Here is a 17515-nt window from a genome sequence, read left to right on the forward strand (position 1 = left end):
GGTCCGCAGCAAGGAGTTTTCACCATGACATCGCGCCTTTCTTCACCATTCTCTTTTCAGCGCCGCACATTCCTGGCGTCCGCAGCTTCTGTAGCCGCAGCGGTGGCGGCACCCGCTCTCACCCACGCAGCGGGGCCCGCCATCCAGGCCGCCGCGCTGCCCGACTTTGGCGCGGCACCCGAGTTCACCGGCATCGAGCGCTGGCTCAACTCCGAGCCGCTCACCCTGGCCCAGCTGCGCGGCCGCGTGGTGCTGGTGGATTTCTGGACCTATGCCTGCATCAACTGCATCCGCACCCTGCCCCACGTGAACCGCTGGGCCGAGCTGTACACGCCCCAGGGCCTTACGGTGGTGGGCGTGCACACGCCGGAATTTCCGTTCGAGCGCACCACCAGCAACGTCGAGGTGGCCATGCGCCGCCACGGCGTGAAGCACCCCGTGGCGCAAGACAACCGCTACGGCACCTGGAAGGCCTACAGCAACCAGTACTGGCCCGCGGCCTACCTCATCGATGCGCAGGGACACATTCGCTACAAGCACTTTGGCGAAGGTGAGTACGACCGCACCGAGGCCGTGATCCGCGCGCTGCTGGCGGCGCGGGGATAGCCCGCCCGCCCCTTCCTGTTCCGTCGTTTCTCTGCCCGATCCCACCCACCTTTTGCAGGACTTTCGCACCATGCCGTTCCCCCGCCTCCAATTTGCCCTGGTCACGCTCGCCGCTGCCGCAGCAGCCCTGTGCATGGCCTCCGCCACCCATGCGCAGGCACCCCAGCTGCCGCCACCCGACGCGACCCACCCCGCCACGCAACAACTGATGCAGGGCTTTCCGCCGCCGCCCGACAAGATCGTGCGCCTGGCCAACATCCTCAAGTACCCCAACGTGCGCTGGGCCGCGCACCACCTGCGCGAGCTGGGGCCCACGGCGGCCGTGTGGCGCGGTGCCGGGGCGCCCAGCGCGCTGGCCGCCGCATCCCGCGCGCTGGACGACGCGCTGCCCGTGCCCGACGGCAAGGGCGGCACCACCACGCTGGCCGACTGGCAGAAGGCCACCTACACCGACGGCCTGCTGGTGCTGCACCGGGGCCAGGTGGTGTACGAGCGCCACCACACCGGCATGCAGCCGCACCAGCCGCATGTGCTGTGGTCCATGAGCAAATCGCTCACCGGCCTGCTGGTGACCGAGCTCATCCAGGAAGGCGTGATCGACCCGAAAGCGCTGATCCCCCGCTACCTGCCCGAGCTGGCCGCCAGCGCCTGGGCCGATGCCACCGTGCAGCAGACGCTGGACATGACCACCGGCGTGCAATACGCCGAGAACTTTGCCGACCCTGCGTCCGGCGTCTTCCAGTACCTGGCCGCCGCAGGCCTGCAGCCCGCGCCGCCCGGCAGCAGCGCCGCCAAAAGCATGGCCGAGTTCCTGCCCACGCTGAAGAAGGAGGGCGAGCACGGCGCCGCGTTCGCATACAAGTCGGTGGACACGGAAGTGCTGGGCTGGCTGCTGCAGCGCGTGACGGGCAAGAGCTACGCCACGCTGCTGTCCGAGCGCATCTGGTCGCGCCTGGGCGCGCAGGAGGATGCCTATGTGTTTGCCGACGCCAACGGCGGCCAGTCCACCAGCGTGGGCGTGAACGCCACGCTGCGCGACCTGGGCCGCCTGGGCGAAATGCTGCGCGCCAACGGCCGCTACAACGGCCAGCAGATCATCTCGCCCGCCACCATCGCCGAGCTGCGCAAGGGCGCCGACCCCGCGAAATTCAGCAAGGCCCCCGGCACCGCCATGCGCGCGGGCTACTCGTACCACAACCAGTGGTGGGTGCCGCATGATGCGGACGGTACGCTGGAGGCCAAGGGCCTGATGGGCCAGCACATCCACATCAACCCGGCGGCGGAGCTGGTGGTGGTGAAGCTGTCCACACACCCGGTGCCCAACACCGCCTTCACGCATGCGGTGGACCGGCAGGCGTTTGCCGCGCTGGCCGCGGCGGTGCGGGGGCGCTGAGGGGCCGGCGGACAAAAAAGAAGACCGTGCAGGGGCGCGGTGCCCCGGCGCCCCGGCCCGTCCCGTTGGCTACTTCACCAGCGTGGCGGTCAGCGTGATCTCGGGCACCGCGGCCAGTGCCTTCGACAGCGGGCAATTGGCCTTGGCATCGGCCGCCAGTTGCTGGAAGGCCGCATCGTCCAGCCCGGGCACCTTGGCGGTGAGCGTGAGCGCGATGCGGTCGATCACAAAACCTTCGCCCTCCTTGGACAGGCGCACGCTGGCGGTGGTGTCCACCGCTTCGGTGGCGATGCCCGCCTTGTCGGCGGCGAACGAAAACGCCATGGTGAAGCAGGCCGCATGCGCCGCCCCCAGGATCTCCTCGGGGTTGGTGCCCTTGCGGTCGTCGCCAAAGCGGCTGGCAAAGCCATAGGGGTACTTGTCCAGCGCGCCGGTCTCGGTGCTGATCTGGCCCTGGCCGGCCTTGCCGGCCCCTTCCCAGTGAACGCTGGCTTTCTTTTCAGGCATGGCGTGGCTCCTTTTCTGGCATGCAATGGTGGGGTGGTGAACACCCGGGTGAAACCCGGGCCTGGAATCACACCACAGCCGCGCCGCCGCTGGTGTGGGACAACGCCGCATCGTCCCGCACCGCATGCAAGGGGCCCGCACGCACCATGCGGATCGCATCGAACGGGCACCGCACCGCGCACAAGGCACACCCGGTGCAGGCCGCCGCATCATGCAGCCGGGACCGCTTGGGGCCCCAGGCTTGCGGGCCCTGCACCTGCAGCGACAGCACATGCGGCGCGCACACGGCCACACACCAGCCGCAGCCCGTGCAGCGGGCAGTGTCGATGGCGGGCAAGGCCTTGCGGGGTGCGTTCATGCGGTGGCCTGGACAGTGCGAGGGGATGGCAGGGCTGGACGAAGCCCGCGGCTGCCATGGCACAGCTTAGCGCGTCGCATCCGGCCGGTCGAGCACCGCCATGGCGCGCATGTGGTCAACGCCCCGCGCTGGCGATACAGTGCGCCCATGCACCACAACGGCGGTACCTACAACAACAGCGGCAACACCACCACCGTCACCCGGCACCTTCTGATCCGGGGGCATGTGCAGGGCGTGGGCTACCGCTGGTCCCTGGTGCAGGCCGCCCTGCAGCGCGGTGTGCAGGGCTGGGTGCGCAACCGCCGCGACGGCAGCGTGGAAGCCCTGGCCACCGGCCCCGCCGATGCCGTGCAGTCCCTCATCGACTGGGCCCGCCACGGCCCGCCGCAGGCGCGGGTGGACGCGGTGGACGTGGGCACCGTGGCCGAGCCCGCCGAGCCCGTGGCGGGCTTTGTCCAAAGGGAGACGGTGTAGCGGTAGCGCGCGGGCTGGCGCTGCGGCGGCCCGCCGTGCGCCCTCCGGCAAATAGCGTGGCCTGGCGGCAGGCAGCCCCGGGTGCCCGCCGCTCAACCCCTGCGCTGCAGATCCCGCGCCCCGTAGGCGCAGTACCCCGGCTTGGGGCTCTTCTTCTGCGGATGCAGCCGGCACGTCTCGGGCCGCTTGTCGTACACCGTGCACAGGCGTGTTTTGGGGTCGAGAAAGTTACAGTCCCCACTGGCCCGCCGCGCCATCGTGAAGATCGCGTTCTTGTGGTTGAAGTGGTCGATCAGCCGTGCCTTGAGCAGCCGCCTGGCAATGTGCCGCAGCTCTTCATGCTCGGCCTCGAACGGGTCCACCAGCTCCAGTCGCACCAGGTCTGCCAGCTGCACTTCGAGCGGCATCGTGCAGCAGTTGGCCGCGCAGGTGTCGCACAGGCCTGGGCGATAGCGGGTCCAGGTGTCGAGGCGGTCAACGTCGACGATGGAGATAGGGAATCTCATGGATAGGTGCCGCAACAGGTTCAATGCCGCTCTTTCGTCGGCGGCGTTTGGCTTCACTGAAAGAGTTTAGTGCTCCAGGCCTTGGCGCATGGGATGAAGCGCATGCTGCAATGCTCTCAGGATTCATGAGCCGTCATTGGCAATCAACCTGCGTAATCCGTCGCGGAACTTTCCAAAGCTGGGAGAAGCGTTTCTTTCGATGTCCATGCCGGAGCTGATCTTTCTGACCCACTCATGTTTAAGTTGCCCGGGCAGAGGCCAGCCCGCTTTTTGGATACTGGCGTGGCCACCATGATGAACTGCATCGGCCAACAATTCCCAGGTGCCGCAAATGCTGTCTTGGACATACCGTGCCAGCACGTCTTTTCTTGCTTTTGGGTACGCGGCCAGCAAGGCCGGGCGATCACCCAGAATCCATGCTTCCATCTCTTCAATGGCAAGTCGAAACAGCGTGTTAGGTGCAGGATTGCATCGTTTCAACAGTACTTGCAATTCGGACAGAAAATCTTTGCAAGGGCGGTTGTCACTGTCTAATACGATGACCACCGCGTCGATGCCGGGAGTTTTGCCGTAGCCGATCAGCAAGCGGGGCAATTGATCGAGCAATGCCCGCTTGGAGGGATCACCCCTGGCGACAAGCCCCTTGGGTATTCGACCCACGCCTTTGTAGGGATGGATGCGCCAGGAGTGTGGATCGCCTTGGGGGCCGACTACCTGGGGCATTAGGGACTCAATCAGTGCAGCACCGGAACTGTCTTCCACAAGCACTTCGATGTGCATGCCTACCTCGCGTCTAAATAGTCGCTGTACCAAAGGCCGCCCAGAGGTAGGCCCTCATCTACGAGGTTGCGCACCAGCTCGATATCAGAGGCCCGTCGAACGGTCGAAAAGCCATTTCCCCCTTTTTCCAGAATCCAGACTTCGCTCGGAGACAGCGCATCTACGAAATAGGGTTGGTGCGTGGTCACGAAAATCTGAGGTTGGTTTTTCTTGCCCGTGGCATGGCTGCGCAACTCGGTGGCCAAGGAGTCCAGCAGGCGGTGGTACAGCCCGTTCTCTGGCTCCTCAATGCAGATGAACGGTGGGGGCTCGGGATCCTCCATCAGAAGCAGATAGGCGAAAATTTTCAGCGTGCCATCAGACATCTGCGATGCATAGAACGGGTCGGCGAATGCACCATCGTTGAACTGCAGGAGAACGCGTTTGTCCTGTGTGACGCTGGTTTGTATGCTCTTCACGCCTGGAATCTTGCCAGCGATGCGATCCAGAATTGCTTGAAAGCGTGCCTTGTGTTCACGCTCCATGTACTGCACCACATTGCCGATATTGTCTCCGTGGATGTTCAGGTGGCGCTGCGCGCCGGCGGGCTGAATAGCACGCGCGGCATCGGGATGAAAGTAGGAGAGATACCAGCCCTTGAGAAAGTCGCGGAAGCGTTTGATGCGCGGATGTTCTTTGAGCGTGCCCAGCGTAGCGATGCCCAATTGGCGCAAGTCGGTCAATTCCACATCTTCCTGTGCCCGGTCTTCTTCTTCGCTGTCCGTCTCTACCGCCTCCTCGCCGGCCCACACCTTGCCGAGCCCGTGATGTAGGCGAAGGAACGGATATGGCCTACCGTGCTTCTGGCCTTTGCGGCGCTGTTTAAGGACTTCCGACTCAACGAAAGGCCGCCCGCTACCGTCCACATTGATCGCCAGTTCGTAGGTGATGGGCCGCTCGCCGGGGGCTTCTCTGTAGTAGATGTCGAAGCGAATGGGTTCCGTAACTCCTAGGGAGCGCATGCGATCGAAGCCGCCGCGCAGCTTGCTGTCGCAGGCCGCTTCCACATCAGTATTTAGGCAATCGGCGACGAAGCCGAATGCATCGAACAAAGTGCTTTTGCCTACTCCGTTCTTACCGATGACTACGGTGAATGGAGTTAACGGATTGCCTCCCTGGTCGGTAGAGAGTTTGCCCAATGTGATGTCGTGCAGCGCCCGGTAGTTGCGCACGCGAAAACCTTCGATCAGCGCCATGCATAGCCTCTTTTCATGATGTGCCTTTCGTGCTTTTCACGGGTCGAATTTACCGCCCATAGCGCCTGCACCACAGGCTCAGCGCTTTGCCCTGGTGCTACTGCTTGAGGACAGCCTGCGCCTGCTGTGAATCAATAGTGACTGGCGCGAGCCCAGCAGAAGTCAAACAAGGTATGTTGCTGGCTGGCGGCTATATATTTCTGCGTGTGCTGGTGACTCTGGGTAGGCACAGTGTCATGCGTGCGTCATACATCAATATTCCCCGCCCGCAGCGCATTCGTCTCAATGAAATCCCGCCGCGGCTCCACTTCATCCCCCATCAGCATCGTGAACACGCGGTCCGCTTCGATCGCATCGTCAATTTGCACACGCAGCAAACGGCGCACGTTGGGGTCCATCGTGGTTTCCCACAGCTGCTCGGGGTTCATTTCGCCCAGGCCCTTGTAGCGCTGGCGGGATGTGCTGCGTTCGGCTTCGCTGATCAGCCACTTCATGGCCTGGCGGAAGTCGCTCACTTTCTCTTCCTTCTGCTTCTCGCCCTCGCCGCGCAGGGCCTTGGCGCCCTCGCCCAGCAGGCCGCGGAAGGTTTCGGCGGCTTCGGCCAAAGCGGCGTAGTCGGCGCCGTGCACGAAGTCTTGCGTGATGACGCTGCTCTTGATGTTGCCGTGGTGGCGGCGGCTGATGCGCAGCAGGGGCTTGTCGGTGCGCACGTCGAATTCACCGGCCACTTCGGCGGGGGCGCCGGTGGTGTTCAGTTCGCGCAGCTTGGCCTGCAGGGCCACGGCGCTGGCTTCGGCGTCGGCCACGGTGTCGAGCTTGAGGCTCACGCCGTCGGCAATCGCGCGCAGGGCCTCGGCGTCCATGAAGTTGCCCAGGCGGGCAATCACGCTTTCAGCGATCTGGTGCTTGCGCGCCAGTTCGGCCAGGGTGTCGCCAGCCAGCGTTTGCGGGTTGGCGCCGCCGGTGGTCACGCTGGCGTGGTTCAGCGCGATGCGCAGCAAAAAGCCGTCGAGCGCGGGCGCGTCCTTCAGGTACAGCTCTTCCTTGCCGGCCTTCACCTTGTACAGCGGCGGCTGGGCGATGTAGATGTGGCCGCGCTCCACCAGTTCGGGCATCTGGCGGTAGAAGAAGGTCAGCAGCAGGGTGCGGATGTGGGCGCCGTCCACGTCGGCGTCGGTCATGATGATGATGCGGTGGTAGCGCAGCTTGGCCACGTCGAAGTCGTCGCCACCCGTCGTGCCGCCGGCCTTGCCGATGCCGGTGCCCAGGGCGGTGATCAGCGTCAGGATTTCGTTGCTGGTCAGCAGCTTTTCGTAGCGGGCCTTTTCCACGTTCAGGATCTTGCCGCGCAGGGGCAGGATGGCCTGGAACTTGCGGTCGCGGCCCTGCTTGGCAGAACCACCGGCGGAGTCGCCCTCGACGATGTAGATTTCGCACAGCGCCGGGTCTTTTTCCTGGCAGTCGGCCAGCTTGCCGGGCAGGCCCATGCCGTCGAGCACGCCCTTGCGGCGCGTCATTTCGCGGGCCTTGCGGGCGGCTTCGCGGGCGCGGGCGGCTTCCACGATCTTGCCGCAGATGATCTTGGCGTCGGCCGGGCGCTCCTGCAGGTAGTCGGTGAGCAGCTTGCCCACAATGTCTTCCACGGGGGCGCGCACTTCGCTCGATACCAGCTTGTCCTTGGTCTGGCTGCTGAACTTGGGCTCGGGCACCTTCACGCTCAACACGCAGCACAGGCCTTCGCGCATGTCGTCGCCGGTCACTTCGACCTTGGCCTTCTTGGCGAACTCGTTTTCTTCGATGTACTTGTTGATGACGCGGGTCATCGCGGCGCGCAGGCCGGTCAGGTGGGTGCCGCCGTCACGCTGGGGGATGTTGTTGGTGAAGCACAGCACTTGCTCGCTGTACGCGCTGTTCCACTGCATGGCCACTTCCACGCCGATGTGGGTGCCAGGGATGCCGCCATACGTCTCGGCCGGGCGCTCGCCGGCCGCGTAGAACGAGGTGGGGTGCAGGACGGTCTTGCCCTTGTTGATGAACTCCACAAAGCCACGCACGCCGCCAGCGCCCGAGAAGTCGTCTTCCTTGCCGCTGCGCTCGTCCTTCAGGCGAATGCGCACGCCGTTGTTCAAGAACGAGAGTTCGCGCAGGCGCTTGGCCAGGATCTCGTAGTGGAACTCGTTGTTCTCTTTGAAGATTTCGGTGTCGGGCAGAAAGTGCACTTCCGTGCCGCGCTTGTCGGTGTCGTCCAGCACCTGCATGGGCGACACCTCCACGCCGTCCACCGTCTGCACGATGCGGTTCTGCACGAATCCCTTGCTGAACTCCAGCGCGTGCACCTTGCCTTCGCGGCGCACGGTCAGGCGCAGCATCTTGCTGAGTGCGTTCACGCAGCTCACGCCCACGCCGTGCAGGCCGCCCGACACCTTGTAGCTGTTCTGGTTGAACTTGCCGCCCGCGTGCAGTTCGGTCAGTGCGATCTCTGCCGCCGAGCGCTTGGGCTCGTGCTTGTCGTCCATCTTCACGCCGGTCGGAATGCCCCGGCCGTTGTCAGTCACGCTGATGGAGTTGTCGGAGTGGATGGTGACGACGATGTCGTCGCAGTGGCCGGCCAGGGCTTCGTCGATGGAGTTGTCCACCACTTCGAACACCAGGTGGTGCAGGCCGGTGCCGTCGCTGGTATCGCCGATGTACATGCCGGGGCGCTTGCGCACGGCCTCCAGGCCTTCGAGGATGGTGATGGCGCCTTCGCCGTAGCTTTCGCTGGCCCCTGCCTGGTTGGTGTCGATCTTGGCGAGGGTGGGCTCAACATGGCCGGAGACGCCGGTGTCTTCGGGCTCGGAGGGGATGTTGTCAACGGTCATGGTGGGCCTTGGGATCCGTGGAAACCGGGGTTTCCAATGTGTCAATATAGGTCAAATTGGGCTCTAGCGCTTATCTGATAAGCGCTATAAGCTATCAATATGGTAGCAATCGTGGTAGGGGCAATGCGATGCAGCAGACGGGTCGTAGCCGCCTCAGATGCGCATCGGCATGACGACGTACTTGAAGCTTTCGTTCTCGGGGATGGTCAGCAGCGCGGAGCTGTTGCCGTCCGACAGCTCCACCTTCACCATGTCCTGGCCCATGTTGGCCAGGGCGTCGATGAGGTAGGTCACGTTGAAGCCGATCTCGATGGTGTCGCCACCGTAGTCGATGTCGAGCTCGTCCACAGCCTCTTCCTGCTCGGCGTTGTTGGATGCCACACGCAGGGTGCCGGGTTCCAGGTTCAGGCGCACGCCCTTGAACTTGTCGCTGGTCATGATGGCCGTGCGCTGCAGGCTGGCCAGCAGCGGGGCACGGCCCAGGGTGATGCTGTTCTTGTGGTTCTTGGGGATCACGCGGTTGTAGTCGGGGAACTTGCCCTCGACCAGCTTGGTGACGAACTCCATGCCGCCAAAGGTGAACTTGGCCTGGTTGTTGGCGAACTGCATCTCGATGTGGGGCTGGTTCTCGCCACCCGCGTCGGACAGCAGGCGCTGCAACTCGATCACGGTCTTGCGCGGCAGGATGACTTCCTGCTTGGGCACTTCCACATCCAGCGTGGCGCTGGCGAACGCCAGGCGGTGGCCGTCAGTGGCCACGAGGCTCAGCGTCTTGCCTTCGGCCACAAACAGGATGCCGTTGAGGTAGTAGCGGATGTCCTGCACCGCCATCGCAAACGACACCTGGCCCAGCAGGTCCTTGAGGGTCTTTTGTGGCACGGCGAACACGGGGCCAAAGGCGGCGGATTCCTGCACCAGCGGGAAGTCCTCGGCCGGCAGGCTTTGCAGCGTGAAGCGGCTCTTGCCGCCCTTGAGGATGAGCTTGGATTGGGCCGATTCGAGGCTGACCGTCTGGTCTCCGGGCATGGTGCGCAGGATGTCGATGAGCTTGCGGGCACCCACCGTGGTGGTGAAGTCGCCGGTGTCGCCGCCCAGCTCTGCGGTGGTGCGGATCTGGATTTCGAGGTCGCTGGTCGTCAGCTGCAGGGCATTGCCTGTCTTGCGGATCAGCACGTTGGCCAGGATGGGCAGGGTGTGCCGGCGCTCGACGATGCCAGCCACGGACTGCAGTACCGCGAGAACCTTGTCTTGTGTTGCCTTCAGGACGATCATGTCATCAACCTCTTGTGGTTTTTGGAACGGAGCTTGGACAGCGGCACGGGTCGTGCCTCCCCCTGCTGCACAACCCGTCATTTTGCCCCTTAACGGAGCCGTTTCTCTGGGGGGCCTCGATCACGCCTTTTTAGCCTTTCAGCGTCTGCTCCAGCACGTGCAATTGCTGGTTCAGTTCCGTGAGCTGCTGGCGCTCTCCGGAAATCTTGCGCACGGCGTGCAAAACCGTGGTGTGGTCGCGCCCGCCAAACAATTCTCCGATCTCGGGAAGACTCTTTTGCGTCAGTTCCTTGGCCAGGTACATCGCGATCTGGCGCGGCCGGGCAATGCTGGCCGGGCGCTTCTTGCTGTACATGTCGGCGACCTTGATCTTGTAGTAGTCGGCCACCGTCTTCTGGATGTTTTCCACACTGATCTGCCGGTTCTGGATCGACAGCAGGTCGCGCAGCGCCTCGCGGGCCAGCTGGATGGAGATTTCCTTCTGGTTGAAGCGCGAGTACGCGAGGATCTTGCGCAGCGCGCCTTCGAGCTCGCGCACGTTGGAGCGCACGTTCTTGGCCACGAAGAAGGCGACTTCCTCGGGCATCTCGGTGCCTTCGACGCGGGCCTTGTTGATCAGGATGGCCACGCGCATCTCGAGCTCGGGCGGCTCGATGGCGACCGTGAGGCCCGAGTCGAAGCGCGAGACCAGCCGCTCGTGGATGTTGGCCAGGCCCTTCGGATACGTGTCCGAGGTCATCACGATGTGCGATTTCTTGGCCAGCAGGGCCTCGAACGCATTGAAGAATTCTTCCTGCGTGCGGTCCTTGTTGGCGAAGAACTGCACGTCATCGATGAGCAGCAGGTCGAGCGAGTGGTAGCGCTCCTTGAACTCGTCGAAGGTGCGGCGCTGGTACGCCTTAACCACATCCGACACGAACTGCTCGGCATGGATGTAGAGAACTTTGGCGTCGGGCCTGTCCTGCAGCAGGCGGTTACCCACAGCGTGCACCAGGTGGGTCTTGCCCAGGCCGACGCCGCCATAGATGAACAGCGGGTTGTACAGATGGCCCGGCATGCCGGCCACGTGCATGGCCGCCGAGCGTGCCATGCGGTTGGCCGTGCCCTCCACCAGGGTCTCGAACGTCAGGGCGGCATTGAGCCGGTTGCGGAACGCGCCGGCCGAGGCGTCATCGCTGCTGCTGGCCGGCGATTCAGCGGGGGCGGCGGTGTTCGATGGCTCCGATGCCGCAGGGCGCACATAAGTACGGGCAACGGATTCGCGCTGAGCAAGCGCTAACTCCAGGGTGACGGGCTGGCCGTACAGGCCCTCGAGCAGGGCGGCGATGCGGCCCGCATACTGGGCACGGATCCAGTCGAGCTTGAAGCGGTTGCCCACCAGCACGGTCACCTTGGAGAAGTCCTCGGCCACCTGGGCCACCAGGGGCTTGATCCAGGTGTTGAACTGTTGTTCGGGCAGGTCTTGCGCCAGTTGCTCTACGCAGGCTTGCCACAGGCCCTGGCCGGCGTCTGCGCCGGGTGATGGAAGGGGGCTGCGGGAGGGTTCCTCGGTCATTTCAGGGAGATTCTTGTTGTGGATAGGAGGAACGGTACTGGGCGGGGGATTGTAGCTTGTCAAGGAGTTATCCACAATTTGGGGGGCACCGCATTCGGGTGTTTCCTGGGGTTGAATTTCTGCCTGGGCTGTGGTGCGCGCTGGCTGCGGATGGCGGCCGCGCGGCACAGGCCGGCCGCCGCGCGCGGGGCTGTTGCGGGGCCTGCTGGAAAGGCCCGCCGGCCAAAAGGCATTGCCAGCAGCGGCCAAGCCTGCGATAATTTTGGGTTTCCCTGAATGTGTTCAGGGTGATTTGACCCGGCGCGCCGTTATTTCTGCCCCCGTGGGTCTGCCTCCAGAGTGCTGTTTCATATGGCGCGGGTTGCAGGCCGCAGGGGGTTCAAGAGCAGCAGTCCGGAACTGAACCTCAAGGAATAGCATCATGAAACGTACTTACCAGCCCTCCAAGACCCGCCGCGCGCGCACCCACGGTTTCCTCGTCCGCATGAAGACCCGCGGCGGCCGTGCCGTTATCAACGCACGCCGCGCCAAGGGCCGCAAGCGCCTGGCCGTCTAAGGCCGCTACGGTCTACGGCCTGCTCCCCGCCTGTTCCCGGCTTGTACCGCCAGGTTCCAAACGGGGCGCTTGCATGCACAGGCTGAAAACCCGTCCGCAGTTCCAGGCCGCGATGGCGGGGGGCACTGTCTCCCGCACGGCGCATTTTGCGCTGCACCGCCTGGTGCTGGACGCCGCTGGCAGCAACCCTGCCAGCGGGGCCGCCAGTGCTGCCGCACCCACAGGGCCCGGTTCCTTGCCGCCAACGCAAGGGCCGCAGGCCCTGTTTGTCGTGCAGGGCGTCTGGCTGGGGGCCATGGTGCCCAAGCGCTGGGCGCGCCGCGCCGTGACGCGCAATACCATCAAGCGACAGATCTACACGGTGGGCGCCACGTTCGAGGCGCGGCTTCCGCAGGCGGCCCATGTGGTGCGTCTGCGCACGGCGTTTGACCGCAAGCAGTTCGTGAGCGCCACGTCCGACCAGCTCAAGCAGGCGGTGCGTGCAGAGTTGCTGCAGCTGTTTGGCCATGCCGCCCGGCGGTCGGGCGGTGCTGCGGCGGCCTCGGCCCCCGCTTCGCCTGTGGTGGCAGAGGTGGTTGGGCCATGATGCAGCGCCTGCTGATGGGCGTGGTCAAGGGCTATCGGCTGTTTCTCAGCCCCTGGCTGGGGTCTGCCTGCCGCTTCGAGCCCACCTGTTCGGCCTATTCGCTGCAGGCGCTGGAACGGCACGGCGCCGCGGCAGGCAGCTATCTCACGGTGCGCAGGCTGGTACGCTGCCACCCCTGGTGTGACGGGGGCCATGACCCGGTCCCGCAACAATTGCCGCGCAGCATGCGGCTGTTCTCGCGGCTTTCTGATTCCAACACCCAACCATCCTCACCAAAGAAGTCTTCATGAACGACATTCGCCGCACCATCCTGTGGGTGATTTTTGGCTTTTCCATGGTTCTGCTGTGGGACAAGTGGCAGCTGCACAACGGCAACAAGGCCACCTTTTTCCCCTCCACGCCGACGGTGACGGCGCCTGCCGCCCAGGGCGCCGCGTCCAGCGCCACCGGCGCGGCCAGCGTCCCCGCCTCCAGCGCGCCGGTGGCGGCTGCGGCGCAGGGTGCCTCGGCGGTGCCTGGCCAGCTGGCGCCCGCGGCTGCTCCGGCCGCGCGCGAACGCGTGGAGGTCAAGACCGACCTGTACCGGCTGACGTTTGACAGCGAGGGCGGATCGCTCACGCATGCCGAGCTGCTGCAGCACGCGGACATGGCGGACAAGACCCGCAATTTCCTGTTGCTGGACGAGAGCGCGCAGCGTGTCTACGTGGCGCAGACGGGCCTGATCGGCGGCACCTTCCCCACCCACAAGACCGCGATGACCGTGGTGCCCGGCCCCCGCGAGCTCAAGGACGGCGAAGACGAAATCAGCATCCGCTTCGAATCGCCCGTGCAAGGTGGCGTGAAGCTGGCCAAGACCTGGACCATCAAGCGCGGCGCCTACGACATTGCCGTCAAGCACGAGGTCGTGAACACCGGCAGCGCCGCCGTGTCGCCCCAGCTGTACCTGCAACTGGTGCGCGACGGCAACAAGCCGCCCGGAGAGTCTTCGTTCTACTCCACCTTCACCGGCCCCGCGGTCTTCACCGAGGCCAAGAAGTACCAGAAGATCGAGTTCAAGGACATCGAGAACGGCAAGGTCGACATCCCCAAGGATGCGCCCAACGGCTACGTCGCCATGGTGCAGCATTACTTCGCCACGGCCTGGCTGCTGGCCGACGGCGTGCAGCGCGAGCCCTTCACCCGCAAGGTGGACACCAACCTGTACTCCGTGGGCATGCTCACCTCGCTGGGCGCCATCGAGCCGGGCGCGAGCAAGACCGTGGACGCGCGCCTGTTCGCCGGCCCGCAGGTGGAGACCATGATGGAAAAGCTCTACCCCGGGCTGGAGCTGGTCAAGGACTACGGCTGGCTCACCATCCTGTCCAAGCCGCTGTACTGGCTGCTCGACCAGCTGCACAAGCTCCTGAACAACTGGGGCTGGTCCATCGTGGCCCTGGTGCTGCTGCTCAAGATCGCGTTCTACTGGCTCAACGCCAAGGCCTACGCCAGCATGGCCAAGATGAAGGCCATCAACCCCAAGATCATGGAGATGCGCGAGCGCCTGAAGGACAAGCCGCAGCAGATGCAGCAGGAGATGATGCGCATCTACCGCGAGGAAAAGGTCAACCCCATGGGCGGCTGCTTCCCCATCATGATCCAGATCCCCGTGTTCATCGCGCTGTACTGGGTGCTGCTGTCCAGCGTGGAAATGCGCAACGCGCCCTGGATCGGCTGGATCCGCGACCTGTCCACGCCCGACCCGTTCTTCATCCTGCCCCTGCTGATGACGGCCAGCTCGCTGCTGCAGACGGCCCTGAACCCCGCGCCACCCGACCCGATGCAGGCCAAGATGATGTGGTTCATGCCGCTGATCTTCAGCGTGATGTTCTTCTTCTTCCCGGCCGGCCTGGTGCTGTACTGGCTGACCAACAACATCTTGTCGATTGCGCAGCAGTGGCTCATCAACACCCGCATGGGCGTGCCACCGCAGTTCAACCTTCCCAGTTTCAAGTGATGCCACAGCGGCAACGCTGACATCCATGAACTGACCCCCCGAAAGGCCGCGCAAGCGGCCTTTTTCTTGTCCATCAACCTTGTACAGTCGCCGCCATGCTTGCCCGCCACCATGACCCCATCGTCGCCATCGCCACCGCTCCGGGGCGCGGGGCCGTCGGCATCGTGCGGGTGTCCGGCCGCGCCATCGGCGCGCTGGTGCAGGCGCTGTGCGGCCGGGCGCTGAAAGCCCGCGAGGCCACCTACCTGCCCTTCCGGGATGTGCAGGGGCAGGCCATCGACCAGGGGCTGGCGCTGTATTTCCCTGGCCCGCACAGCTACACCGGCGAAGACGTGCTGGAACTGCAGGCCCACGGCGGCCCCGTGGTGCTGCAGCTGCTGCTGGCGCGCTGCCTGGAGGCGGGGGCGGCCACCGACCCGGCCACGGGCCAGCCCTGCCTGCCCGGCCTGCGCGTGGCGCAGCCGGGCGAGTTCACCGAACGCGCGTTCCTGAACGACAAGATCGACCTCGCCCAGGCCGAGGCGATCGCCGACCTGATCGACGCCAGCACCGAGGCCGCCGCGCGCAGCGCCAGCCGCTCGCTCACGGGCGCGTTCTCGGCCGAGATCCACGCCTTGCGCGATGCGCTCATCCACCTGCGCATGCTGGTGGAGGCCACGCTCGATTTTCCTGAAGAAGAAATCGACTTCCTGCGCAAGGCGGATGCGCACGGGCAGCTATCGAAATTGCAGCAAACGCTGGCCTCCGTGATGCAGCGCGCGCGCCAGGGCGCGCTGCTGCGCGAGGGCATCAAGGTCGTCATCGCGGGCCAGCCCAACGCGGGCAAGAGCTCGCTGCTCAACGCGCTGGCCGGGGCCGAGCTGGCGATCGTCACGCCCATTGCGGGCACCACGCGCGACAAGGTGCAGCAGACCATCCAGATCGAAGGCGTGCCACTGCACATCATCGACACCGCGGGCCTGCGGGACAGCAGCGACGAGGTGGAGCGCATCGGCATCGCGCGCGCCTGGGACGAGATCGCGGGGGCCGACGCGGTGCTGTTCCTGCACGACCTGGAGCGCGCGGATGCTATTGATTACATAGCTGCCGACGCAGGTATAGAAAGCGCACTGGCCCAGAAACTGCCTGGAAGCATCCCCGTCATCGATGTCTGGAACAAGCTGGACCGGGCTCCCCGGGGCGTGCCCGGGGCTCCTGCGGGAGCGGGCGTCCGGCCGGGGGTGCGCCTGTCGGCCCGCACGGGCGAGGGGCTCGACAGTCTGCGGCGCCTGCTGCTGGAGGTGGCGGGGTGGCAGTCCGCACCGGAGGGCATCTACATCGCCCGGGCCCGGCACGTGCAGGCGTTGCAGGCCGTGGGGGCCCATCTGCAGGAGGCGGCCGACCAGCTGCAGGCACAGGGCCCGGCGCTGGACCTGCTGGCCGAGGAGCTGCGCCTGGCCCAGAACGCCCTGAGCGCCATCACGGGCGAATTCAGTTCGGACGACCTGCTGGGCGTCATCTTTTCCAGCTTCTGCATCGGCAAATGAAGGGGCGCGAGGCGGCAGGCGGCATCCGGCCAAGGAGCCCACGCCGCCGCTTGTCGCGAATGTTGTAAACGGACGTTAACAACGCTTGTGTCCCATCTGTAACAAGGGTACTTTCGGCGCACCATGAATGTTCCCACGCCGGTTGTTTCCAAGGTGGACCTGCAAGGTCTGATCGATGCCATTGCACAGGCCAGTGCAGACGACAGCATGACCAACCCGCTGACCCCCGCGCAGTGGGATGTGCTGTCGTCGTACCTCCTGCCCGTGGTCATGCCCGCCGGGCAGGTGCTGTTCACCCAGGGCGCCACGGACCGCACCCTGTACCTGGTGGAAAGCGGCAGCCTGAGCGTGCACTACCAGGACGAGAAGGAACGTTTGCGCCTGGCCATCGTGGGCGCGGGCTCGGTGGTCGGCGAAGGCGCGTTCTTTTCGCACCGCGCCCGCAGCGCCACCGTGCAGGCCAGCGCGCCCTGCAAGCTGTGGAGCCTGCCAGCGATCCGTTTCACCGAGTTGTCGATCCGCCAGCCCGCCATCGCGCTGGGCCTGGTGATGGCCGCGGGGGCCGTGCTGGCCAAGCGGCTGGGCAACCGCCGCCGCCGCGTTGCGGCCACCTGACAGACCCCCCGGACTGTCAGCTCCTGCGGGCTTTCGTGGGGCGCGAACGGGTGTACAGCAAGTTACACTCGATTTGGATTTTTCTGGCGCCGTCCCGTAGAAAGCAAGCCATGTCCCTGTTCAGTTGGTTTAGCCGCAAACCCGCCCCCCCCAAGCCCCGGTCCATGGCCGAACCGTCGGGCTTGCTGAATGCCGATGCCACGGTGCCACTCTCGCCAGGCCGACAGGGCAAGCCCCTGGTGGAGCCGCTGCCGCCCGAACACGCCGCCAACCGCAAGAACGAGCGCATGGAGCGCCGCGAACTGCTCTACACCGTGGTGCGCGATGCGATGGTGCGTGCCGGCGTGCTGTCGGCCAGCTACAAGTTCAAGGTGCTCTCGCTGGACCAGCGCGGCCGCCAGTTCCTGGTGATGATGGACCTGGCCCGCGAATACGGCGGCGAGACCGTGCGCCTGTCCGAGATCGAGGCGCTGATCGCACAGACCGCCAAGACCCGCTACGACATCCTGGTGACGGCCGTCTACTGGCGCATCAACGACCATGTGGCGGTGGGGATTCCCCAGAAGGGCGTGGCGCCCCAGGGCGCGTCCCTGCAGGCGCCCCCCCCCCTGGCCCGGCGGCCGTTGCCGGCGGCGGCGGCACCCGCCCCCGTGGGGGCTGCGCCCGTGCGCCCGGCGGCGCCTGTCGTGCCC

Annotated in this window: 17 protein-coding genes and 1 pseudogene; 10 read left to right on the forward strand and 8 right to left on the reverse strand. The window is 65.2% G+C overall.

Annotation, left to right across the window (positions count from 1 at the left end):
* Window positions 1–24: 24 nt before the first annotated feature.
* Both AC07PV_RS11025 and AC07PV_RS11030 read left to right on the forward strand, forming a co-directional pair.
* A complete protein-coding gene (locus AC07PV_RS11025; protein ID WP_492806720.1) occupies window positions 25–606 on the forward strand; it encodes a thioredoxin family protein in 582 nt (193 codons plus the stop codon).
* Between the two features lie 70 nt (window positions 607–676).
* The gene (locus AC07PV_RS11030) at window positions 677–1999 is read left to right on the forward strand and encodes a serine hydrolase domain-containing protein (RefSeq protein WP_494630234.1); all 1323 of its coding nucleotides are present in this window, start codon (window positions 677–679) and stop codon (window positions 1997–1999) included.
* Between the two features lie 69 nt (window positions 2000–2068).
* Here AC07PV_RS11030 and AC07PV_RS11035 read toward each other — a convergent pair whose 3' ends face one another.
* On the reverse strand, window positions 2069–2506 hold the full coding sequence (locus AC07PV_RS11035; protein WP_492254243.1) for an OsmC family protein: 438 nt from the start codon (window positions 2504–2506) through the stop codon (window positions 2069–2071).
* A 67-nt stretch (window positions 2507–2573) separates the two neighbouring features.
* Window positions 2574–2864 carry an ATP-binding protein gene (locus AC07PV_RS11040; protein ID WP_218339347.1) on the reverse strand — a complete coding sequence of 97 codons (291 nt, stop codon included), beginning with the start codon at window positions 2862–2864 and terminating at the stop codon, window positions 2574–2576.
* Between the two features lie 147 nt (window positions 2865–3011).
* Between AC07PV_RS11040 and AC07PV_RS11045 the strand changes: the two genes are divergently transcribed.
* Complete coding sequence (locus AC07PV_RS11045) at window positions 3012–3338, forward strand: acylphosphatase (RefSeq protein ID WP_218339348.1); 327 nt, start codon at window positions 3012–3014, stop codon at window positions 3336–3338.
* Between the two features lie 92 nt (window positions 3339–3430).
* Here AC07PV_RS11045 and AC07PV_RS11050 read toward each other — a convergent pair whose 3' ends face one another.
* The 6 genes from AC07PV_RS11050 to dnaA form a co-directional block, all read right to left on the reverse strand.
* Window positions 3431–3844: a YkgJ family cysteine cluster protein gene (locus AC07PV_RS11050; protein ID WP_494630235.1), complete on the reverse strand. Its 414-nt coding sequence runs from the start codon at window positions 3842–3844 to the stop codon at window positions 3431–3433.
* Window positions 3845–3967: 123 nt separating this feature from the next.
* The gene (locus tag AC07PV_RS11055; protein ID WP_494597766.1) at window positions 3968–4624 is read right to left on the reverse strand and encodes a hypothetical protein; all 657 of its coding nucleotides are present in this window, start codon (window positions 4622–4624) and stop codon (window positions 3968–3970) included.
* Between the two features lie 2 nt (window positions 4625–4626).
* Entirely contained in the window at window positions 4627–5859 is a 1233-nt protein-coding gene (locus AC07PV_RS11060) for an AAA family ATPase (protein WP_494597767.1), read from the reverse strand.
* Between the two features lie 245 nt (window positions 5860–6104).
* On the reverse strand, window positions 6105–8720 hold the full coding sequence (gene gyrB, locus AC07PV_RS11065) for a DNA topoisomerase (ATP-hydrolyzing) subunit B (RefSeq protein ID WP_494630236.1): 2616 nt from the start codon (window positions 8718–8720) through the stop codon (window positions 6105–6107).
* 153 nt (window positions 8721–8873) lie between these two features.
* Complete coding sequence (gene dnaN, locus AC07PV_RS11070; protein WP_010464939.1) at window positions 8874–9992, reverse strand: DNA polymerase III subunit beta; 1119 nt, start codon at window positions 9990–9992, stop codon at window positions 8874–8876.
* 130 nt (window positions 9993–10122) lie between these two features.
* Window positions 10123–11547, reverse strand: a complete 1425-nt coding sequence (dnaA, locus tag AC07PV_RS11075; RefSeq protein WP_218296336.1) for a chromosomal replication initiator protein DnaA — start codon at window positions 11545–11547, stop codon at window positions 10123–10125.
* Window positions 11548–11968: 421 nt separating this feature from the next.
* Here dnaA and rpmH point away from each other — a divergent pair, with 421 nt between their 5' ends.
* From rpmH to AC07PV_RS11110, 7 genes and pseudogenes are all read left to right on the forward strand, one after another.
* The gene (rpmH, locus tag AC07PV_RS11080) at window positions 11969–12103 is read left to right on the forward strand and encodes a 50S ribosomal protein L34 (protein WP_005798102.1); all 135 of its coding nucleotides are present in this window, start codon (window positions 11969–11971) and stop codon (window positions 12101–12103) included.
* A gap of 73 nt (window positions 12104–12176) precedes the next feature.
* Window positions 12177–12689, forward strand: coding sequence for a ribonuclease P protein component (locus AC07PV_RS11085; RefSeq protein WP_492254236.1), 513 nt, complete (start codon window positions 12177–12179; stop codon window positions 12687–12689).
* Complete coding sequence (gene yidD, locus AC07PV_RS11090; protein ID WP_218296334.1) at window positions 12686–12979, forward strand: membrane protein insertion efficiency factor YidD; 294 nt, start codon at window positions 12686–12688, stop codon at window positions 12977–12979. Before AC07PV_RS11085 ends, yidD begins: the two co-directional genes overlap by 4 nt.
* A complete protein-coding gene (gene yidC / locus AC07PV_RS11095; RefSeq protein ID WP_218296333.1) occupies window positions 12976–14682 on the forward strand; it encodes a membrane protein insertase YidC in 1707 nt (568 codons plus the stop codon). The genes yidD and yidC overlap by 4 nt, the downstream gene beginning before the upstream one ends.
* 95 nt (window positions 14683–14777) lie before the next feature.
* The gene (gene mnmE / locus AC07PV_RS11100) at window positions 14778–16208 is read left to right on the forward strand and encodes a tRNA uridine-5-carboxymethylaminomethyl(34) synthesis GTPase MnmE (RefSeq protein ID WP_492806712.1); all 1431 of its coding nucleotides are present in this window, start codon (window positions 14778–14780) and stop codon (window positions 16206–16208) included.
* 123 nt (window positions 16209–16331) lie between these two features.
* Window positions 16332–16823 (forward strand): Crp/Fnr family transcriptional regulator, encoded by a 492-nt coding sequence (locus tag AC07PV_RS11105; protein ID WP_218296331.1) that lies wholly within the window; start codon window positions 16332–16334, stop codon window positions 16821–16823.
* 110 nt (window positions 16824–16933) lie between these two features.
* Window positions 16934–17515 (forward strand): annotated as a pseudogene (locus tag AC07PV_RS11110) (hypothetical protein); the annotation flags it as partial.

The organism is Acidovorax sp. GW821-FHT09A11 (genome assembly GCF_059418365.1).